Below are 19,678 nucleotides of genomic sequence, written 5' to 3'. Positions count from 1 at the left end.
AACAGCTGATCCAGTAATTGGTCTGTAATTGGCATTCTTTATCCCTTCTAAGGAGTTAGATAGAATGCCACTTACACAGTTTTTTTTACAGACTCCTTCGATTGCTTGTCGCCCGCCGCAGGAGATTGTTAGCAAAGCAAATGACATCCCTAGAACTAAAACAAGGCTATTACAGTCGAAAAACAGAGTGCCTTCGCCACCTAAGACAATCATCCATCCGACAAAGAAAGAACACAAACCTAATCCAAATATCCCACTCCAGTTAATCGCCCCCGAGCCTATAGTAGGTTTATATTCAAATGAAAGTTCATCTGGCGTAATACTGAACGCGGATGCAATAGCCATAAGAGATTCCGGCGAACAATTGCCGTCTTTCTCTATTCTTTGCACCGTTCGATAACTCAATCCCGCGACTTCACCCAGCTGATCTTGAGACCAGCCATGCTCTGCTCTTAACTGTTTAATTTTTTCAGGCGAAATATTCATAGTGTTACTTCCTTAACTCAGCGTTGCGACTTGTTTTTAGAGTAAATATTGACGACACAACAACGACAGTTTCACGACACCGCCACGACAGGCTCTTTTTAAGCATAAAAATCAAAAGGATAGCACTAATCTAAAATCGCTGGACACCCCTTCCGTTGTGATACCGCTTTTTTTCCATACGCCAGTAAAACCAGACTTCTGAAAGAATGCGGTTATAAGGCTAATAGTGATTAGAAACAAATCGCTGAGCGTGATGACTCGGAATTATCGACAACAGTGATGTGTACATTTTCAGTAATGTCCGTTTTCAGTGAAAAGCGCCGATTTAATCGAATCTCAATTAATTTCCGCTTTTGGCACAAAGCCACATTCTGAGGTAAATATTCCCACTTTGATATTTTGACTGTTAAGGCACTGCTATCAGCAGTAGAATTTTGATTTAAGTGGTAAGTTCGCTGCAACGAGTGGTGCGATTGATTTGCAACGACTGGTAAGCTGGAGTTGCCATTGGGTGGTAAATTAAATGCAATTAACCAGTGATCAAGGTTTTTTACACAACCTAGGCACAAAGTTGACTTTCAGATGTGATCAAGCTCGCTCATGATAAATGTCAGATGAAATTCAGACCAGTCCATCTTAAAGTCCATCTTAAAGTTTTTTATAACCTCGCGGATCAATTGGTAAGACATTTGAGATTGGCATCTGTCTCTCTAATTCAGTAATGCGATCATAGAGTTCAAGAATTGTAGCGTCGGCCTCACTTAACAAGCTGGCCAGATGATCCCGCTGCAGCTTAATTTCTTCGATTCGCTCACGAAGCCCGCGATTCTTTTTGCGGGCTTGTAAGCTGACTTCACGTACTGATGGCGGGCGATCCTGTAACTGCGATTTAACATATTTTTGGATTTCGTCGATGAGCAAGGGAAAACGCGTTTTTTTGAATGCAGAGGAATCACTGCCGGCCTCTTTAGCAACATTATTCTGACTTACGGATGTTCCTTTAACCAGTCGCTCAGGTTTGTTGTTTTTTAGGCGCTCGAACGCTGCTCGGTATTTCTCGCTAGCACTCATACGAGTGGGACCATCAGGATCATGTTTTTTGAATGACATTGCGAAAGTTCTCCACACTACGTTTTTGTGCTTCCAGTGACGCCCTAAGGGGACTGTCTTCACTGGCTGTGATTAAGCGCTCCTCTAGCACGATTTCCAACATTTCTACCGTACTTAGTTGCTCTGGGTCATACAGAACGTGAGCACAAGGTTTTGGCTCTCCGGGCGAGTCTCCTCCTCCACAGTGAGCGATATTGTCAATGCCACCATATGGACAGGGTGTTCGATTGGTGCAGATACCCAGCAGAATGGGCCGATGAGCCATTATGCCCTGCTTGGCCAGTTTGATCACGTTCCTCGTATCAACTGCTGAGATCAGTCTTACTATCTCAATTTTTCGTTTCTCTCCGTGGGGGCTAACAAACCGGTTGCTTGTTAGCTGTTGCAACTGCTTACCCAAGGTTTCGTACATGGTTAGAACATAATAGGCATGGGCCTTCTCCTCCATCCTTACACGTGAATAGTTTTGCCCGTAATAAAGACTCATAGCTCTGGCAGTATGCTTCAACTGAAATTGTAATGAGGCATCGCTAACCAAACCTGATGCCAGCATATTTACTGCACCAGTTCGCCGCAATTGGTGCCAGGCCAGAGGCCAAATTTTGCCAACGCTAAACTCGTCGGTCAGCGTTGGAGTCACCAATCTCGCCAACTCAAAATCTTCATTAGTAATTCTCAATTGCTCGGGATCGAACAGCTTCGTTCGCAAATGAATTAATTGGGAGTAGCTCAAAATTGATGGGCGCCGCACACCTTTGAACTTTGAAAAAGTTCTAGTCCAAGGTTTATTCCTGTAATCAATCAAATAGCGCTTCGATGAGTTTAATAACTCATAACCTGCTTCTTTAGGCAAGATACCTTCAACTTGAAGGTCTGCAACCCTTCGCATTGCTTCAACCGCAATGCTGACAGACGGCGAGGTTACCCATAGTGCTTCAATATCTGACATTGTTTTGGTTGTTCGTCCGCGCAATATATGAATCTCACCAAACTGAGGATCATGTTCAATGTGCAGGCAATCAGTACACAGGTTCCAAGCTTCCTCTACTCGCATGAGACTGAAATTTAATATATAGGCCAATCCTACACGACTCACGAAGTAAAGGTAGTGACTTAGCTGTACACCAGATATTGTGGTATAACTCTCGTCCAGCCAACGACGCAACAGATCAATAATACCAAACCGTCGAGCAATATCGATAAATGGTTCGTGATACAGCTGTTTAGTATTCCTCCCATCGGCTACATACGATGGCTGCTGGAGCGAGCAAAACAATGGTGGCCTTACGTTTCCTTCGAGGTTGGAGGAGTTGTGCTGATAAGCAGCTAAGCAGAAACGGAAGCACCCTTCGATTTGGTCTTTATGTGCCAAAAAATCCTCTAAGCATTCGCGTAACCGTGTAATTTGGTAGCACCAAATGCGAGGAGGGACATAGGGCGTCTGGTGTCTTTCGTGGTCAGGTATAGCCGCAGCAAGGCGTTTAAGTCCTGCGCGATCTAACAAGCTAAAACCCAGCGTATCACGTTGCTCGTAAAGTTCATGTAGCAATGCCAAAAGCACACCGGCACGGGAAGGTTGAAATATATTTGGGATACGATCTGCCACGTGCGGATACTGGCTCAGTTCCGATGCCAGAATATTCTCCTTTGTACTCAAAACGAATAGCTTACGTATGTGATCGAAGCGGGTTTTCAGGCCTCGGCATCCCCTAGCACTATTGGGGCCATATAGCCACCAACCGACAACGCTCCTAAGTAAATTGGAATTGGCATGTTCAATCGAGGCAACATGTTTCTGAGCTGGACCATCACCAAAATTAAGAGTGAGAGGTTTCCCTGCCCAAGGGTCGAGCCGCCAAATCGCATCTCCCCAGCGACTCACTACTTCACCAGCTGCGTCGAGAACGACCGGCCAGTCACGCGTCGGTGGCCAGCACGGCGGACGGTAATTTTCCGCACTAGGAACTGCAAGAGGTGAGTCAATATTGAGCCTAAGTTTGAGAAGAATATTTGTTGTCATAAGGTTCTCCGTCGTAATTCTGCCAATCGGATGAAGCCATCCCAAGATGGATGGTAATCCCCCTCACAAATACGCGCTTTCGCTTCTTCAATCCAAAGCCTTCGGACTTCACTACTTTCTTCGTAAAATCGCAGTTTGGCTGTTAGCCGCTCAATTACCAGCAGAGCTGGATGCTCTGTTTTGGCCAAAGTTGGTGGCCCGTAGCATGCCAACTCAAGTGACTTGAGATGGCGTAAACTAAAGAGAGACCATACATGATCTTGACTATCGATATCTCTGTGCTGAGTACAGAACAGGCAGCCTGCCGCATTTATGCAGTCGGGTCGCGGAGCATTTTCCGACATAGCGTCCACTGACTCGGGTGTTGCAGATACACATCTACCAGGTGCAGGAGGTGAAAGGGACGGATCAGTTTGCTGATGGAAGCGCGTGATCTCCACCATAGCAATCTGCGGATGGGGGGCGGCATATACCCTTATCAACGTTTCCAACGTATGTTGGGCCAACTCTGCGACTTGATGAGCGTTCTGGGACTCTCGAAGCAGCCAATTGATACGAGTCCCTCTAAGTTTTTGCGGACCCACAATCGTTATACCAAGCTCGCGGCAAATACTAAGAACTTTTGTGAACTGTGGTGCCGATTCCATAATTCTTCCTCCGCAGCGTATCAGCGGAAATAGCAGCTCATCCTGCTCATTAGAAAACCAATCAGCACGCCATTTGAGATAGCGATCGAACCACTCTCGATAACTGGCAAAGATCTCGAACAGCACTTCTCCTTCGCGTCGATTTTTATATGTGCGAACTTGGTAGCCGTCCAGGTGGCTAGTGTAATGAAACTGTTCTAGACGCAAGGTGTGGGCTTGTTGCAGGTTCAGGCCGGTCTGGGCTATGAATATCAGTAACTCACTCTCTATTCGTAAATTAATTAGAGAGTAGCGAGTTCGCGGTGTTTTATCTTCATTCCAGGCTATTCGTGTGCTTCTCGACGTCTCGATCTGTGCCAGTGATTGAGGTCTAGTTCGCCGTGCCGCTGCTTTCTCTGGTCTAGGTAGGCCGGACCACTGCTCCAGTACTTGACCTGTTCGCAATCGAATGATGACGGGTAATGGCCCTATCGTCGCCTCTGGTGTCAAAGCATTGCATACGTCAGTCAATAAGTGGCCAAAAGCAAAGGTATCATGCAAATTTTGTTTGTCTGCTTTACCCGAATGTACCTTTCCTCTGCTACGTGGCTTGCGAATACGCGAATTCTTACTCAGACTCGCTTGGCGATCCAAAGCTCTGTCAAGCATCGTAGCGGTGAGCTTGGCTAAATCATATAAACTTCTCTCGCTCAAGCTTCGTTCCACTAGATGACGATATCGCAAGTGCTCAGTCCAACTAATGAAGGTATCGGCTACCGATTCAAAACTGAGGTTCCCAGCCTCTGAATCGATCCAAGCAAAGAATTTCCTTAATACACCTATCTTGTTTTTCGCCGAGAAGCGACTTCCACCGCCAGTAAGATCATCAGCGATAAGTTGATGGAGTCTCGTTACCAGCTCGATACGTTCCGGTAAGGGATTGCCCATTTCGCCTCTGGCGATTTGGCGAGCCACGTGCTTAACCTTTGCCGCCGCGCCTCCACGAAACAGCAATGGCCGCAGATCCCAGGAGGTTTCAGTAGCCCCATATTCAAGCATTGGGAAAGTGAGATCTATATCGGAACTATTCATACTGTCGAACGCCCAGTTTTATACCGCTAAAAGCGCCTGTTCGAACCGAATGTATTTGAGCGTTGTCGCTTCGGAATTAGGTCCATGGAGTAGCGCGTCACTTACAATTCCAATTACGAGAGCTACATCGGCGCATGTAGAAAGTGCCAAACGAGTCAACACCGTTCCAAACGTACAGCGTGACTGATGGAAGCGAAACTTACGAAGCACTTGCAACCCTGCCTTGATTCCCCGCTTGCGAAAGTCTGACATCTCGACATTCACAGCTGATGACTGGTCGGTGCCACGTCTACCGTAGGAGTTTCCATAACGGGTTAAAAATAAGAGATCACGATTCTCTGGTGGGGCTTTAATTGCTCGCGCAATCCTTCGAGAGCCCTTGGCGTATTCCAGCAGCTCATCGCGCAAAGCTTCTGGTATCCAGACCTGGCCGGTGACCCCAAACTTCGTGTGTACCGGCGGAACGGCACCCGGACCAACTGCAAGCCGTAACAATCCTTTAGCAGATGGGTCAGGGATAGCATGTTCCAGAGTCCGAAGTTTCAGATCACAAATGCTGCCGAGTCGCATTCCAGTAAAAAAACCAAGTGCTAACATGAGATAGAGCTCGGGCGTAGCTTCCGCGGCGGCAAGGTCTAGTATTGCATCACGGTCCAACTCCGATAAAGGCAGCAGCCCATTCTCTAATGTTAGGCCAATTCTTTTACGATTTGGTATGCTGAGATCGGTTGTTATTACGCTGATCGTTCGCTCAAATCCTACTTGGTCAAAAAATTTGACCGAGTAAGGTTTCTCCCGCCATAACACTACGTGTGGAGCAAGAAGCTCCCGATGCTTTACCCACCGGTAGAACATGATGCAATTTCGCATGTATTCAGACGCTGTGGAGGGGCTGAGCAGACCGGCGTTGCGCATCTTGATCAGTGATCCACGGTAAAGCACCAAACAGCGTTCTGCTTTTCGAACAGGAAATTCGAACCATTTTAACTCCCGAGATTCAAGGAATTTTGCATAATTCAAAAGACCATTCATGTTGCTTGCAACCGTCTTTAGAGAAGCTTCACCTGTCGTTGTTCGTTCTACAGCCCAAAGGTTTGCCTCTCTCCATGGAGTCCCGTCTTTCCAGAAAAGCTGTGGTAAGTTCTTTAGGGATGACCTACTGCTACTGGTCGAATAAGTAGCTGTACCCTTTCTATATTCCAGATTGTGAGGCACGAAATGAATGTGCTCTAGTGTCGCCATACAATACCTTTGGGACGCATACTAATGTCCATATATAGCACTCAATTGCTTAGGTGATCATAGTCTACAACTTACTCTTATCTATAGAATACACCTCTACCCTTGGCGCCAGGTTTTCCAGCGTACTCATAACCCGTTGTGACATATCGGCATACAGCGCGTAATTAGATGAAAATGCCACCACGCCTTGTTTGTGCAATACGTCGCGCACCTGAAATACCGGTACGCCCATTTTTATGCCTAGCTTTTTCGCTTCTTTCGACCGTGCTACCACACAGCCGTCGTTGTTCGACAGCACTACAACAGGGGTATCTGCTAAATCAGGCCGAAACAGTTTCTCGCAGCTGGCATAGAAGTTATTGCAATCCACTAGCGCAAATATGGGGGTTGTCATTTGCGTTTCATTTGCCGGATAACATTGGTTACCACCCCAAAAATATTCAGCTCATCGCCTTCACGCAGCGTAATAGGCGGATAAGCTGGGTTGCGCGCTAGTAGCTGTAACCGTGGCTGGGTACATAGCTGCTTTACGGTAAACTCACTGCCAACGGCAGCCACCACAACATCGCCGTGTTCGGCATCAATAGATCTGTCTACTACCAGTACATCGCCATCATAAATGCCGGCTTCTATCATTGAATCGCCTTCAACCCGCACAAAAAAAGTGGCGTTAGGGTGGCGAATACACAGCTCGTTTAAATCCAGCGTGCGCTCTACATAATCCTGTGCGGGTGACGGAAACCCGGCTTTTACCGGATCACTGTAAAAGGGCATACGACGCCTTGGCCAGTTATCGGCATTACCTAAAAATACAGCAGACATACTCACCCCTTATATGTATATATATACAGTATATCGGGTTTGTCAGATTTTTCTAGATGAAGAAACGTATTAGGTTTTTTGGTTAACGATTGAGTGCCCATCAACGCGGCTAACTGATTTATTGCGCTTTGCTTCGTGCGCAGTTGGTGTGAGTAGATATTATCTGCTAGGCTAAATCAGCCTGAATAAAATCTTTTTAAGGTTGGTTATGCAAACCGAAACGATTACTTACTTAAAAGAGCACGCTAATACATTGGAGCTGCGCGAAGAGCTACTGATCACAAAAAATGGCAAACCGGCGTTTGTGGTACAGTCGTATCAGGATTATCAATTTCAGCAAGACACACTCGCACTGCTAAAAATGCTGAAATTATCAGAGAAGTCGCTGCAATCTGCCGAATTAACCCTGGATCAAGCGTTTGAGTAACGCTTACGCTATTGTCGCCTCGCCGCTGTTTAAGTTGTCGCAACAACGTCTAACCGCGTTTTTAACCGAAAAATATTCATCAACCCTGGCACACTCTACGCTAGTACATATTAAGCAGCGACTGCAGCAGGATTTGGCTACGCATCCGACGCTTGCGCCTATTAGCGAGCGCTTGCTTACTCTAGGCATTGCTGATTACCGGCAATGGCAGGTGGATAAGCATAACCTGTTGTTTTATCGAGTTGATGATCAAAAGCAACGCATTGAGTTATTACTGTTGATGGATAGCCGGCAGAATCTGCAAAAGCTGTTGTTTGAGTTAAACCTGCTGTTTTAAGCGCATGCACTTCAACGTTAATTTATATAAAACGCGTTTAAACGGTGGTGAAGCAAACGATAATGTAGATGCTTTAAAATAGTGGTAATAAACACAGCGGATAAATGGTGCCCGGGGCCGGACTTGAACCGGCACGCCCTTTCGAGCGAGGGATTTTAAATCCCTTGTGTCTACCGATTTCACCACCCGGGCAGAGTCGTTAGCGTGAATACGCTTGGTAAGACGGCGCGCATGTTAAGAAGTTTTTCGCTGCTGTGCAAGATATTTTTTATTGAACAGCGTTAAAAAGCAAAACATCAAAGTTTTTTGCCGTTTAGCCATCTATACTGTTGCAGTTAAAAAATAACCATGTTATTACTAATGACGTTTTGCTACTAACCATAAACAAAGAGCAATAAATGAATTTTAATCGTCACGTTTCTATTATTAGCCTCCTCGTGCTCCTCATCGGCGCGCGGGGTGCTGCTTATTGGTAAAAACGTAACGAACCGATAACGCTAAAACCCCGTGCCACTGGCCGGGGTTTTTTGCATTTTAGCCCCCGCCACAGGTTGCAACCTACACCGAGATAACGGAACAGGAAACACAAGATGAGCGGCGATAACAAAATCTGGATCTTTGACACCACTTTACGTGACGGCGAACAAGCACTGCGCGCCAGTTTAAGCCAGAAGCAAAAAATACAGCTGGCGCATGCTATAGCGCGGTTAAATGTCGACGTGATGGAGGTCGGTTTTCCGGTATCCAGCCCCGGCGACTTTGACTCGGTACAACGCATCGCGCGTGAAGTAAAAGGCCCGATTATTTGCGGGCTGGCTCGCGCCGTTAGTGCCGACATTGAAGCCTGTGGCGAAGCGTTAAAAGACGCAGAGCGTCGCCGTATTCATACCTTTATTGCTACCTCGCCGCTGCATTTGCAGTATAAGTTGCGTAAAACGCTGGCGCAGGCCACTGAGCAGGCCGTTGCGGCTATTAAATTGGCCAGCCGTTATACCGACGACATTGAATTTTCCTGCGAAGATGCCGGCCGTACTCCAATTGACGATTTATGCTGGATAGTAGAGCGTGCTATTGCCGCCGGCGCCACCACCATCAATATTCCAGACACGGTTGGCTACACTATTCCAAACGAGTTTGCTGCCATTATTAGCACCTTGCGTAACAAGGTGCCCAATATTGATAAAGCCCGGTTAAGTGTGCACTGCCACAACGATTTAGGTTTGGCCGTAGCCAATAGCATTAGCGCTATTCAGGCCGGGGCGCGCCAAATTGAATGTACGGTAAACGGTATTGGCGAGCGTGCCGGTAACTGTTCACTGGAAGAAGTGGCCATGATTATCAACACCCGCAAAGATGTGTTGGCACCGCTATACACCGACATTAAAACCACCGAGATTTACCGCAGCAGCCACCTGGTTAGCCAAATTTGCAATATGCCCATTCAACCGAACAAAGCCATTGTCGGTGAAAACGCTTTTGCACATAGCTCCGGCATTCACCAGGACGGCGTGTTAAAAGCACAAAACACCTATGAAATTATGGCGCCTGAGCAAGTAGGTATTCGTCAGAACGAACTGAACCTAACCTCGCGCTCGGGCCGGCACGTTATTCAACACCGTTTAGCTGAGCTGGGTTACACCAACGAAGATTATGACTTGGAAGCCGTGTACAAAAGCTTTGTCGCACTGGCCGATCAAAAAGGCCGCGTGTTCGATTACGACTTAGAAGCGCTGGTGTTTTTTGAAAATATGCAAAACCAGGACGACTATTACGCGCTGGAGTTTTTAAGCTCGTCTACCCACACCGGCCATGTTGCCAGCGCCACCGTGGGCGTGCGTTGTGGCGATCAGGTATTTACCGAAGCAGCCACCGGTAATGGCCCGGTAGAGGCCGCGTTTAGCGCTATAGCCCGCATTAGCAAACTAAACATTAAGATGGTTGATTTTAACTTACAAGCCAAAGGCAGTGGCGAAGACGCGCTGGGTCAGGTTGATATTATTGCCGAACACGAAGGCCGCCGTTTTCACGGTGCTGGCCTGGCAACCGACATTGTGCGCAGCTCGGTACTGGCCTACGTGCATGTATTAAATATGATCCAGCGCGCCCAAACCATTGATGCGCATAAACATGCCCGGCAAACCGTTTCAAAAATAGCAGCAGGTGAATAACAATGAAAACGCAGTACAACGTAGCAGTGCTGGCCGGTGACGGCATTGGCCCGGAAGTGATGGCAGAAGCAATAAAAGTGCTTGAAGTGGTCGCCGACAAATTTCAGTTTGGCCTAACCTTAACGCCCGCTTTAGTGGGCGGTGCGGCCATTGATGCCACGGGCGAGCCATTACCTGCCGACACCCTGGCGCTGTGCCAACAAAGCGACGCTATTTTATTTGGCTCGGTGGGTGGGCCAAAATGGACCGGGCTGGCGCCAGACAAACAACCTGAGCGCGGCTCATTATTACCCCTGCGCAAAACCTTCGATTTGTTTTGTAACTTACGCCCGGGCCAAATTTACCCCGCCTTTGCCGATTTATCGCCACTGCACCCACGGGTAAGCAGCTTAGGCATGGACGTACTGTGTGTGCGTGAGCTAACCGGGGGTATTTATTTTGGTGAAAAAGGCCGTAGTGAAACCGACGCCTTTGACACCCAACGCTACAGCGTGCGCGAAATTGAGCGTATTGCCCATGTTGCCTTTGCTGCCGCACAAAAACGCAGTAACAAGGTAACCTCTATTGATAAAGCCAACGTGCTGCAAACCAGTATTTTATGGCGCGAAACAGTAACGCGTGTGGCGCAAGATTACCCCGGCGTAACGTTGGAACACATGTATATCGACAACGCGGCCATGCAGCTTATTCGCAGCCCACAGCAGTTTGACGTATTACTGTGCGACAACCTGTTTGGCGATATTTTGTCTGATGAAATTGCCGCCATTGCCGGTAGCTTAGGCTTGCTGCCCTCTGCCAGCTTAAATGGCAGCGGCTTTGGTTTATATGAACCTGCCGGTGGCAGTGCACCGGATATTGCCGGTAAAGGCATTGCCAACCCCATTGCACAAATTTTAAGTGCCGCGCTAATGCTGCGTTACAGTTTTGGCCAGGAAGACGCCGCCCGTGCGATAGAGCAAGCGGTGCAGCACTGCTTAGAACAGCATATTGTCACGCGCGATATTAACGCCACTTCAACCTATGGTACCGCTGCCGTTGGCGCGGCCATTGTTGCCACTATTCAGGCTATGCCACAAGGACACGCAGAATGAGCCAGACGTTATTTCAAAAAATTTATCAAAGCCATGTGGTGGGCAAGTTAAACCCCAGTACCGATTTGTTATATGTAGATCGGCATTTGATCCATGAAGTTACCTCACCGCAGGCGTTCTCTGGTTTAAAAATGGCCAACCGCGCGGTACGTCGGCCCGATTTAACGTTCGCTACCATGGACCATAACGTGTCTACCCAGCGTCGCAGCCTGGACGCCGCCGGCGAAACTTCACGTAAACAGCTGGAAGCGTTAGCAGCCAACTGTGCGGAAAACCGCATTGAATTGCTGGATTTAACCCACCCGGATCAAGGCATTGTGCATGTTATTGGCCCAGAGCAGGGGTTAACCCAGCCCGGCATGATTATTGTCTGTGGCGACTCGCACACCTCTACCCACGGCGCTTTTGGTGCCCTGGCATTTGGTATTGGTACCTCAGAAGTTGAGCATGTATTAGCCACGCAAACCTTGCCACAGCAGCAGGCTAAAACGTTAAAAGTAGAGATAAACGGCGAGTTAAATGCCCATGTCACGCCCAAAGACGTGATCTTAGCGGTTATTGGCCAATTAGGTACTGCCGGTGGCAATGGCTTTGTTGCCGAGTTCTGCGGCAGTGCTATTCGTGGTATGAGCATGGAAGGGCGCATGACACTGTGCAATATGAGCATAGAAATGGGCGCCAAAGCCGGTTTAATTGCCCCGGACGAAACCACGTTTGCTTATATTAAGGGTAAGGCGCATGCACCTCAGGCCGCGCATTGGGATGCTGCCGTGCAGTATTGGCAAAGCCTATATTCAGACGCCGATGCAGTGTTCGACAAAACCGTTAGTATTGATGCTGCCAGTATCACGCCGCAAATAACCTGGGGCACCAACCCGGAGCAAGTTATTGCTATTGACCAAAGTGTGCCGTCGCCAAACAGCTTTACCGACGCCAGCAAGCGTGATGCCGCAGAACGTGCATTAGCTTATATGGGGTTAGAAGCCGGACAAAAATTAACCGACTGCAGCGTCGATGTGGTGTTTATAGGTAGTTGCACCAATAGCCGTATTGAAGACTTACGCGCCGCTGCCAGTGTAGTAAAAGGCAAAAAAGTTGCCAGTGGCGTACGTGCATTGGTGGTGCCAGGCTCGGGTGTGGTAAAACGCCAGGCCGAACAAGAAGGTTTAGCCAGCGTGTTTAAAGACGCCGGTTTTGAGTGGCGCGAGCCAGGCTGCAGCATGTGTTTGGGCATGAACGATGACCGGGTAGAAGCTGGCCAGCGCTGCGCCTCTACCAGTAACCGTAATTTTGAAGGCCGTCAGGGCCGCGGCGCACGCACGCATTTAGTCAGCCCGGCAATGGCCGCTGCCGCCGCTATTGCCGGTAAGTTCGTTAATATTGCCGCTGCGCAACAGGGAGAATAAGCATGAGCCAGATATTTGCACAGGGCTTAGTGTGCCCATTAGATAAAAATAACGTTGATACCGACCAAATTATTCCGAAGCAGTTTTTAACCAGTGTTAGCCGTGACGGCTTTGCCGAAGCCATGTTTTATGACTGGCGCTATTTAGCTGACGGCACGCCCAACCCGGAGTTTGTGGTAAACCAGCCGCAGTACAAGGGCGCCTCTATTTTGCTAACCCGTGCCAACTTTGGTTGTGGCTCCAGCCGCGAGCACGCGCCCTGGGCCATTAACCAATTTGGTTTTAACGTTATTATTGCCCAAAGCTTTGCCGATATTTTCTTTAACAACAGCGTAAATAACGGCATGTTGTTAATTCAATTAAGTAAAACCAATATCGACCTGCTATTTAACCGCTGCCAGCAGGGCCCGCAGCAGTGGCAAATAGACTTAGCCAGCCAGGAAATACTGTTTGGTAATAACGCCGCAATGGGCTTTAGTATCGACGCCGATATTAAACAGCGCTTGTTAAGTGGGTTAGACTTTATCGGTTCAAGCGAGCAGTTAAACCCAAGCATTACCGACTACGAACAAAGCCGCAAAGCCAACCAACCCTGGTTAGGTTAAACGCTTACTTACGCGGCATAGCTAAGCCAGTATAGCTAAGCCAGTATAGCTAAGCCGGTACAGCTCAACCGGCCCAGTCATTTCTGTTTAGCTGTGCCGGTTAAAGGGTTATAAGGAGTAAAAGGAAAAAAGCGTTCAGGTTATTACCGTAAGTACTTTGGTTGCGTCCAGCTCAAACTGCCCGTTAAAGCAGGTGCCTGCAGGTAATGCCGGGGTAAGTTCCTGCACCAGTTCTAGTATAAACGTGCCGGTTTCAACATCTATAGCGGTTGTTGTTGCCGCTTCAAAGCCAAAAAAACGGCCTACCTCGGGATAAAGCGCTTTAAACAGGCTTTCTTTAGCCGAAAATATCAGGCTAAGCATTACAGGGTGAGGCGTGGCAAGCGAACCGACCAGCGTATACTCTGCTGCGTTTAGAACACTGCCGGCAATGTCGGTTGCTACCTTGGCATCCAGTATATCTTCAACATCGATACCAATTCTTGTGGCATGGCCGCTATGGGCCACAGCACAAATAGCAAAGTCTTTGGCATGGCTTATTGACCCGATAAATGGCGCAGGCCACAGCGGTTGCCGCGCCGGCCCTATGGCCACTGCTGTATCAGTTGCAGCCAAAGCGGTTAATGCCTGCCGGGCCAGATACCGTCCTGCAACAAACTCTGCTTTACGTTTAGCCACCGCCTTATGTAAGGCGTTATGTAGCGGGGCGCCAAGTAATGTTTCCGCTATGGTGTCCGTGTAGTGTTCGGTAAAAAACTGGCATTGATAGCAAAGACCAGAAAACCCAACGATGTGTTTTGCAGCAAGCTGTTTAATAAAGGGATAACCAGACACGCTAACCTTCCTAAGTCAATTTAAGCGTCGTTACTATGTGTCGAGCTTCACTATAACGGGGTTTGGCCACAATAGTGCTTATTTTTAACCGGTTTTGTCTGCTTGTTGCCAGGGTTATTTATCCGCAACCAAACTATGCACCGCTTCACGGGTATGCATAAGGTTGTGCTGTAGCGGGCTAAAACTAAACGGCGTATAGCTGGGCAGTGACAGTGGGCCATCGGCAAATTATTGTTTGGTGTTACAGATTATGACAAAGTATGGCAAAACGTGATCCCAGCGTGTTGAACCGGATGCGATATCTGGCGTTTAATACGTCGTTTTAGCAGGAGTGTGCAATGAGTGTCACCCCATGGAGTTATTTGGACCAGCAGCGTTTAACCCTGCACTGCACCAGCCAATTGCCCGCCGCACAGTCGTTATTGCAGCTGGCTGGCAAGGGTGCCTTGCTGGCGCAGCTTACACCAACACCTACCGCACAGCAGTTGCTCGACGCCGCAGAGCAGGCTTATCGCGCCGGTTACGAGCAGCAAGCGTCAACCGAGTTTGAGCTGCAAGGCCTGGCGCTGGCAGGTATTGGCGACCCGCTGTTGCACGTGGATCTGCTGGCTGAGTTTTTACCAGCCTTTAAAGCCAAACGCCACGGCGTGCCAATAACACTGGTGACTTATGGCCTGGTGGCGCCCGTTGCTGCCCCCGGCTTGTGTCAACAGCTTGTGGCGCTGGAAGTAGAAAAACTGGACATTTACCTGCCGGCCACTAACCCACCGGCGTATCAGCAAGCAGTTAAGCCAACCCAATGGGGTTTTAGTGAGTTGTGCCAGTTTATTCATACCGCGGCTGAGGCAGGGTTACAGGTAACCTGCTTTGCTTATGCACCGGTAACACAGCAAAGCGAACTGCGCGCGCTGGCGCTGGATTTAGGCGCGCGCGGCTTTGTGGTTAAGCCTCAGCAGGGGGCTTTAGCAAGCTATCCAGTTCAGTGCGCTGGCGCGGCAGCACCGCCAGTTCTAATCCGAGCAATTTAAAATAGCTGCGTAAATTATCTAACCGCGGGTTGCCGTTGTCATTTTCGATATCGCTGACCACCTGGCGGCTTAAACCGGTAATTTTGCATACCTCTGTTTGCGACATTCGCAAGCCTTCGGTGCGTAGCGTTTTGCCCATCTGTCCCAGGGTGATATCACCCGACAACATTCGCAGCACCAGCTGTTGTTTTAATTCAAAGCGATCGGTTGCGCTGTTAGCTCTTCCGGCTTGTGTCATGGCAATAACCCCCACTTCTGCAGCCTGGCTTCCAGATAGGCAAAGCCCATCACCGGCATCTGCATTATGCGCTCAGGCACGCCGCGCTTTGTTAAGCGCTCTGGTAAGTGTTGTAGTTTGGCGGCCAATTGGCGTAATTCGGTTTTAAACAATTCAGGTTCACCATAACAGGCCAGGTTGTCACATAAACCCAGCCAGTCAAAATCACCTCCGCGCTCAAAGGTGTTGCTCCAATGGGTTGTACGCATTACCACTTCCGGATCAGCCTTCATGGGAGCAAAGTCATAAATGGGGGCCAGTGATACCGCCGCCGCATGTTTGAGTACCGCTATATTGCGGCCGTGGTTATCAGAGTTGCCAAATACCAGGTTTAACAAATCACGCTTCAGATATTCTGCGGTTAATTCAGCCGCAGTTTGGCTGTTAATCACTTGAATAAGTACTTTTAATACCTCTTCATGTTTTAAATGGCTGCCAGCGGGTTTATTTAACAGCGAGAACACAGATTCAACACCATAACGTTGTACAGCATTTGAACTAAATTCCCTGTCAAAGCGAGGCAACCAAAGCGACGGCTGTTTGCTACCTTCGTGCAGCTGCAGTTTGGCAACGTCCATGCTGGCAAACCCCAACTCTGCCAATTCACAGTAATAGTGATATTCCGTGCGCAAAATATCCTGGTCTATCGCAGTGTTACCGCGTGGAAATTTCACCAGATAATGTGCGTCAGCACTGTTATCGTTTTGTAGGGTGTCTATCCACACCTCGCACTGCGGGTTTAGCCTGACCAACAATTTAGGTGCGGCACCACCGGCACCGGTTGCGCCGCCCGACACTGCGCCACGTTGTCTGGCATAGTTTAGAAAGTCATGGTCGCTATCTATTACCTGCTGTTGCTCAAAACGCATCTGCTCCAGTGCAGTTACTTGTTGCCCAGCCGCCATTTCAACCGACTCTTTCAAGCGTAAGTTACCCACAGGGGCAATGGTGCCGGCTTGCAATAAGGTGAGATCCTGCACGGCCACCGGTTGTTGCTGCTGTTCTGTTGTCTAATATAGCGTACAAAAAGGCAAGAAGGACAATTTTTTGTCTAACATAAGGCGCAATTTTGCCAAAAAGACAATTATTTGTCTGATATATCAGACATTGCCAAGTGAGAGGTTTAGCAGAAGTTAGCTATTGTTTAACCAATCTTCATACGCGTGCCTCACGCGAAAAGGTCAGGTGGGTAGTTTCGCCATGGCCGCTGCTTCCAGCTGCGCCATAGTGCGATTACCCCGGTCACTATTAACGCCTTCATCAACTAACTGCTGCAGGTGGGCTACTTTGGCTGCCCGCTCCTGATCACGCCGGATAAGGTCACGCACGTAGTCGCTGGCATTACTGTAGCGTCCGGTTTGTGCCTGTTGTTCTACCCAATGCTTCATGCCATCGGGTAGCGATACGTTCATGGTTGCCATTGGCATGTCTCTGTTACTGCAATTAAGCTAATTGTGCTGTTATGGCAAACGTTGTCAAATTTACCTGGGTTGCGCAATTGAATAAGGCGCTATATGTTTGAGCTTAATCAGCTAACGGCGCAGTTTGCGCTAAACCTTAAGGGTGCAAAATGGGCGAACTGCAGATTTACCAAAATGATGACGGCAGTTTACAGCTGAACGTGCAGTTGCAGGATGAAACACTCTGGCTGTCTCAAGCGCAAATGGCACAGTTGTTTGGTACTTCTACCGATAATATTGGTTTGCACATCAGGAATATTTTTAAATCGCAGGAACTGAATGAGCAGGCAACTACCGAGGATTTCTCGGTAGTTCGTCAGGAAGGAGCGCGACAAGTAAAGCGTAAGGTTAAATACTACAACCTTGATGTCATTATTTCTGTTGGTTATCGGGTTAACTCTGTTAATGCCACCCGCTTTCGTCAGTGGGCTACTGCCACACTGAAACAACATTTAGTACAAGGCTATAGCGTAAATCAGCAACGCTTGAGCCAAAATGCTGCTGAGCTGGAAAAAGCGCTGCAACTGGTAAAACGGGCAGCAGCTTTGCCTTATAACAGTGAGTTTGGTGCTGGCCTGGTTGATATTCTGGCCAGCTACACGCAAACCTTTTTATGGTTGCAGCAATACGATGAAGGCTTGTTGCAGCAGCCTAAAGGCGAACCAGGCGGTGAGTTAACCCCGCTAGCCGATGCCAAGGCAGCGCTGGCGCAGTTAAAAGCACAGCTAATCGCCAGAGGTGAAGCTACCGCATTATTTGGCCAAGAGCGGCAAGATGGTTTGGCCAGTATTTGGGGCAACTTGCAGCAAACGGTATTTGGCGATGCGGCTTACCCCAGCATTGAAAGTAAAGCCGCGCACTTGTTGTACTTTGTGGTGAAGAATCACCCTTTTAGTGATGGTAATAAACGCAGTGCCGCCTTTCTGTTTGTGGATTTTTTGAATAGAAACAAACGCCTGTTTAACGAGCATTACCAAGCCGTGATAAATGACACCGGTTTGGCTGCTATTACTTTGTTAGTGGCCGAATCAGATCCGCAAGAAAAGCACACCATCATCAGGTTAATAGAAAACTTACTGGCAAAATCATAACCCGTGCTTTAAATCCCGCTACGGAAAACGACTATTTTCTAGCAGAAGCCGGTTTTACTCTGGTGTTATACAAATGCTGCAGCGCTTCGGTTATCGTCATATCGGCGTTTTCACTCAGGTAACGCTCTACCTGCTTATGCACAAAAATTACCGCTTGTTTATGCTGTTTGGCAAAGGCGGCGCACTGCTGTTTTAGCTGCTGGTTAAACTCTTTCTCTGCTGCTTGCTTATGTATGGTGTTAATCGCCTGCTCAAAGCTATTGCCGTTATCCGCAAAGGCGTCTTTTAAGGCGTTTTTCGGTATGCGGTAAGCTTTACTGGCAAAGTCTAATGCTTCACGAAATGTATCAAAGCACTCACCAAACACCTCAAAGCGTAACGGGGCGTTTTCAGCTACCAGCTGGCTAACACCGCCGGCTTCATAGTCAAAGCCGGCAAAGCTAAGCCGTTCGGTGGTTTCCGCACCCAGCTTTAACCCCGCTTCAATACTGTGGCGCAGGCTAAAATCTAACGTAGCCAGTTCTTCCGTCGTCCACATGTCATAAATGGTTAGCGCTTTGGCATACTTCTTCGCTAAGGCCGCTCTGGCAAACAGCCGCCGCTCATCCAACGTACCGGCCTTGCAAGGTTTCAGCAGTTCAACGCACTCGTTACAAACCGGAATTTTTAAAAACTCGCTAGGCTCGCGCGTCGCCAGGTAAAACTCCAGATACTGCAACGGCGGCGCATAGTCATGCGTAGCGGCAATACAACCGCAGTAAAAGCAGGTGTTAAAGTGGTTGCTACGGGTGGGTACCAGCAGGTTGTAATCGGTATCGTTTTGCATCGTAGCGTCCAAAGCTGGGGATTATAACGAAGTCTGAGGTGAAGTGTGGGATTTGAGTTTATTCATCGATCGGCGGCATAGCCAAGCCGATCTGTGTTTTCACAGCTTAATTGACTGCTATGAGCGAATAGGAGTCATTTGACCTTCTACATTTGAACGGCTTCTATGGGGCAGATACCAGACGTTCAAAAATCGGTAAATTGTTTATTTGTTGGATAAGCGCAAGGCCAAATTGTGTTATTGATCGAAGATACTTGAGTTTTTGGTGAATTAAGTATTTCTATATTAGCTGACACTCAACATATCGATAAAGAGATATCAGCTTATGGAGCATTTGTTGCGTGTGTAAGTTGAATAGACTACTCACTACAGATAAAGAAAGCCAGCGAAGAGTCTGTAAAAAAAACTGTGTAAGTGGCATTCTATCTAACTCCTTAGAAGGGATAAAGAATGCCAATTACAGACCAATTACTGGATCAGCTGTTAGCTGACTGCAAATCTCCTGAAGATCTGATGGGCGAGCAAGGCCTATTGCGCCAGTTGACCAAAAAGCTTGCTGAACGAGCCCTTGAAGCTGAGATGGAACACCATCTTGGTTACGCCAAACATGACCCGGCCGGTAAAAAAACCGGTAATTCCCGCAACGGTAAAACCAGTAAAACTGTGCGCTCTGTGCATGGTGAAATAGAGCTGGAAGTCCCGCGCGACCGCAATAGCACCTTCGAACCTA

Annotated in this window: 21 protein-coding genes and 1 tRNA gene; 9 read left to right on the top strand and 13 right to left on the bottom strand. The window is 48.2% G+C overall.

The features are described 5' to 3' along the window. From H595_RS22700 to umuD, 7 genes are all read right to left on the bottom strand, one after another. The coding region (locus tag H595_RS22700) for a helix-turn-helix domain-containing protein (protein WP_037055154.1) at positions 1-486 on the bottom strand (486 nt) is incomplete at its 3' end. 648 nt (positions 487-1,134) lie between these two features. Continuing rightward, on the bottom strand, positions 1,135-1,596 hold the full coding sequence (locus tag H595_RS0117090; protein WP_037055152.1) for a hypothetical protein: 462 nt from the start codon (positions 1,594-1,596) through the stop codon (positions 1,135-1,137). Then, positions 1,577-3,616 carry a hypothetical protein gene (locus H595_RS24445; protein WP_027672288.1) on the bottom strand — a complete coding sequence of 680 codons (2,040 nt, stop codon included), beginning with the start codon at positions 3,614-3,616 and terminating at the stop codon, positions 1,577-1,579. Before H595_RS24445 ends, H595_RS0117090 begins: the two co-directional genes overlap by 20 nt. Next, positions 3,613-5,334 (bottom strand): hypothetical protein, encoded by a 1,722-nt coding sequence (locus tag H595_RS0117080; protein WP_027672287.1) that lies wholly within the window; start codon positions 5,332-5,334, stop codon positions 3,613-3,615. The genes H595_RS24445 and H595_RS0117080 overlap by 4 nt, the downstream gene beginning before the upstream one ends. An 18-nt stretch (positions 5,335-5,352) precedes the next feature. Further along, positions 5,353-6,576: a site-specific integrase gene (locus H595_RS22690; RefSeq protein ID WP_051219966.1), complete on the bottom strand. Its 1,224-nt coding sequence runs from the start codon at positions 6,574-6,576 to the stop codon at positions 5,353-5,355. Positions 6,577-6,640: 64 nt separating this feature from the next. Beyond that, complete coding sequence (locus tag H595_RS0117070) at positions 6,641-6,970, bottom strand: Y-family DNA polymerase (protein ID WP_027672286.1); 330 nt, start codon at positions 6,968-6,970, stop codon at positions 6,641-6,643. Next, entirely contained in the window at positions 6,967-7,398 is a 432-nt protein-coding gene (umuD, locus tag H595_RS0117065) for a translesion error-prone DNA polymerase V autoproteolytic subunit (protein WP_027672285.1), read from the bottom strand. Before umuD ends, H595_RS0117070 begins: the two co-directional genes overlap by 4 nt. Positions 7,399-7,606: 208 nt before the next feature. Here umuD and H595_RS0117060 point away from each other — a divergent pair, with 208 nt between their 5' ends. Both H595_RS0117060 and H595_RS0117055 read left to right on the top strand, forming a co-directional pair. Then, a complete protein-coding gene (locus tag H595_RS0117060) occupies positions 7,607-7,825 on the top strand; it encodes a type II toxin-antitoxin system Phd/YefM family antitoxin (protein ID WP_027672284.1) in 219 nt (72 codons plus the stop codon). Beyond that, positions 7,818-8,162, top strand: coding sequence for a type II toxin-antitoxin system RelE/ParE family toxin (locus H595_RS0117055; RefSeq protein WP_027672283.1), 345 nt, complete (start codon positions 7,818-7,820; stop codon positions 8,160-8,162). Before H595_RS0117060 ends, H595_RS0117055 begins: the two co-directional genes overlap by 8 nt. 105 nt (positions 8,163-8,267) lie before the next feature. On the opposite strand, the gene H595_RS0117050 is transcribed toward H595_RS0117055, so the two are convergent. Further along, positions 8,268-8,354, bottom strand: a tRNA-Leu gene (locus H595_RS0117050). A gap of 398 nt (positions 8,355-8,752) precedes the next feature. Between H595_RS0117050 and leuA the strand changes: the two genes are divergently transcribed. Genes leuA through leuD form a run of 4 tightly spaced genes read left to right on the top strand, consistent with a single transcriptional unit; the run spans position 8,753 to position 13,432 of the window. Beyond that, positions 8,753-10,330: a 2-isopropylmalate synthase gene (gene leuA / locus H595_RS0117040; protein WP_027672282.1), complete on the top strand. Its 1,578-nt coding sequence runs from the start codon at positions 8,753-8,755 to the stop codon at positions 10,328-10,330. A 2-nt stretch (positions 10,331-10,332) separates the two neighbouring features. After that, positions 10,333-11,421: a 3-isopropylmalate dehydrogenase gene (gene leuB / locus H595_RS0117035; RefSeq protein ID WP_027672281.1), complete on the top strand. Its 1,089-nt coding sequence runs from the start codon at positions 10,333-10,335 to the stop codon at positions 11,419-11,421. Then, positions 11,418-12,827, top strand: coding sequence for a 3-isopropylmalate dehydratase large subunit (gene leuC, locus H595_RS0117030; protein WP_027672280.1), 1,410 nt, complete (start codon positions 11,418-11,420; stop codon positions 12,825-12,827). Before leuB ends, leuC begins: the two co-directional genes overlap by 4 nt. A gap of 2 nt (positions 12,828-12,829) precedes the next feature. Further along, entirely contained in the window at positions 12,830-13,432 is a 603-nt protein-coding gene (gene leuD / locus H595_RS0117025) for a 3-isopropylmalate dehydratase small subunit (RefSeq protein WP_027672279.1), read from the top strand. Between the two features lie 135 nt (positions 13,433-13,567). On the opposite strand, the gene H595_RS0117020 is transcribed toward leuD, so the two are convergent. Continuing rightward, the gene (locus H595_RS0117020) at positions 13,568-14,266 is read right to left on the bottom strand and encodes a 4'-phosphopantetheinyl transferase family protein (protein WP_027672278.1); all 699 of its coding nucleotides are present in this window, start codon (positions 14,264-14,266) and stop codon (positions 13,568-13,570) included. Between the two features lie 338 nt (positions 14,267-14,604). Between H595_RS0117020 and H595_RS22685 the strand changes: the two genes are divergently transcribed. Next, the gene (locus tag H595_RS22685) at positions 14,605-15,294 is read left to right on the top strand and encodes a hydrolase TatD (protein WP_240474929.1); all 690 of its coding nucleotides are present in this window, start codon (positions 14,605-14,607) and stop codon (positions 15,292-15,294) included. Here H595_RS22685 and H595_RS0117010 read toward each other — a convergent pair. The 3 genes from H595_RS0117010 to H595_RS0117000 all read right to left on the bottom strand — a co-directional run bounded on the left by H595_RS0117010 (position 15,209) and on the right by H595_RS0117000 (position 16,992). Then, on the bottom strand, positions 15,209-15,532 hold the full coding sequence (locus tag H595_RS0117010) for a helix-turn-helix domain-containing protein (protein WP_027672277.1): 324 nt from the start codon (positions 15,530-15,532) through the stop codon (positions 15,209-15,211). The genes H595_RS22685 and H595_RS0117010 overlap by 86 nt on opposite strands. Beyond that, positions 15,529-16,557, bottom strand: a complete 1,029-nt coding sequence (locus H595_RS22680; protein WP_037055149.1) for a type II toxin-antitoxin system HipA family toxin — start codon at positions 16,555-16,557, stop codon at positions 15,529-15,531. Before H595_RS22680 ends, H595_RS0117010 begins: the two co-directional genes overlap by 4 nt. Positions 16,558-16,752: 195 nt before the next feature. Beyond that, entirely contained in the window at positions 16,753-16,992 is a 240-nt protein-coding gene (locus tag H595_RS0117000; RefSeq protein WP_027672276.1) for a type II toxin-antitoxin system ParD family antitoxin, read from the bottom strand. Positions 16,993-17,141: 149 nt separating this feature from the next. On the opposite strand from H595_RS0117000, the gene H595_RS0116995 reads away from it, so the two are divergent. Beyond that, a complete protein-coding gene (locus H595_RS0116995; RefSeq protein WP_027672275.1) occupies positions 17,142-18,122 on the top strand; it encodes a virulence RhuM family protein/type II toxin-antitoxin system death-on-curing family toxin in 981 nt (326 codons plus the stop codon). 31 nt (positions 18,123-18,153) lie between these two features. Here the strand turns inward: H595_RS0116995 and H595_RS22675 are convergent, their stop codons facing one another. Further along, positions 18,154-18,948: a hypothetical protein gene (locus H595_RS22675; protein ID WP_051219965.1), complete on the bottom strand. Its 795-nt coding sequence runs from the start codon at positions 18,946-18,948 to the stop codon at positions 18,154-18,156. Positions 18,949-19,398: 450 nt separating this feature from the next. Here H595_RS22675 and H595_RS0116985 point away from each other — a divergent pair. Beyond that, on the top strand, positions 19,399-19,678 hold a 280-nt coding region (locus tag H595_RS0116985; RefSeq protein WP_027672274.1), incomplete at its 3' end, for a transposase.

The organism is Rheinheimera baltica DSM 14885 (assembly GCF_000425345.1).
Taxonomy (GTDB): domain Bacteria; phylum Pseudomonadota; class Gammaproteobacteria; order Enterobacterales; family Alteromonadaceae; genus Alishewanella; species Alishewanella baltica.
Note: the sequence above shows the minus strand (reverse complement) of the source record. Positions and strands in the feature narration are given on the sequence as shown.

Excerpts from the sequence above, each read along its gene's own strand:
- H595_RS0117090 (WP_037055152.1), bottom strand. The coding sequence starts at position 1,596 with ATGTCATTCAAAAAACATGATCCTGATGGTCCCACTCGTATGAGTGCT.
- umuD (WP_027672285.1), bottom strand. The coding sequence starts at position 7,398 with ATGTCTGCTGTATTTTTAGGTAATGCCGATAACTGGCCAAGGCGTCGT.
- H595_RS0116995 (WP_027672275.1), top strand. The coding sequence starts at position 17,142 with ATGGGCGAACTGCAGATTTACCAAAATGATGACGGCAGTTTACAGCTG.
- leuD (WP_027672279.1), top strand. The coding sequence starts at position 12,830 with ATGAGCCAGATATTTGCACAGGGCTTAGTGTGCCCATTAGATAAAAAT.
- H595_RS22675 (WP_051219965.1), bottom strand. The coding sequence starts at position 18,948 with ATGCAAAACGATACCGATTACAACCTGCTGGTACCCACCCGTAGCAAC.
- H595_RS0117080 (WP_027672287.1), bottom strand. The coding sequence starts at position 5,334 with ATGAATAGTTCCGATATAGATCTCACTTTCCCAATGCTTGAATATGGG.
- H595_RS0117000 (WP_027672276.1), bottom strand. The coding sequence starts at position 16,992 with ATGGCAACCATGAACGTATCGCTACCCGATGGCATGAAGCATTGGGTA.
- H595_RS22685 (WP_240474929.1), top strand. The coding sequence starts at position 14,605 with ATGAGTGTCACCCCATGGAGTTATTTGGACCAGCAGCGTTTAACCCTG.
- H595_RS22690 (WP_051219966.1), bottom strand. The coding sequence starts at position 6,576 with ATGGCGACACTAGAGCACATTCATTTCGTGCCTCACAATCTGGAATAT.
- H595_RS24445 (WP_027672288.1), bottom strand. The coding sequence starts at position 3,616 with ATGACAACAAATATTCTTCTCAAACTTAGGCTCAATATTGACTCACCT.
- H595_RS0117070 (WP_027672286.1), bottom strand. The coding sequence starts at position 6,970 with ATGACAACCCCCATATTTGCGCTAGTGGATTGCAATAACTTCTATGCC.
- H595_RS0117060 (WP_027672284.1), top strand. The coding sequence starts at position 7,607 with ATGCAAACCGAAACGATTACTTACTTAAAAGAGCACGCTAATACATTG.
- leuB (WP_027672281.1), top strand. The coding sequence starts at position 10,333 with ATGAAAACGCAGTACAACGTAGCAGTGCTGGCCGGTGACGGCATTGGC.
- leuA (WP_027672282.1), top strand. The coding sequence starts at position 8,753 with ATGAGCGGCGATAACAAAATCTGGATCTTTGACACCACTTTACGTGAC.
- H595_RS0117010 (WP_027672277.1), bottom strand. The coding sequence starts at position 15,532 with ATGACACAAGCCGGAAGAGCTAACAGCGCAACCGATCGCTTTGAATTA.
- leuC (WP_027672280.1), top strand. The coding sequence starts at position 11,418 with ATGAGCCAGACGTTATTTCAAAAAATTTATCAAAGCCATGTGGTGGGC.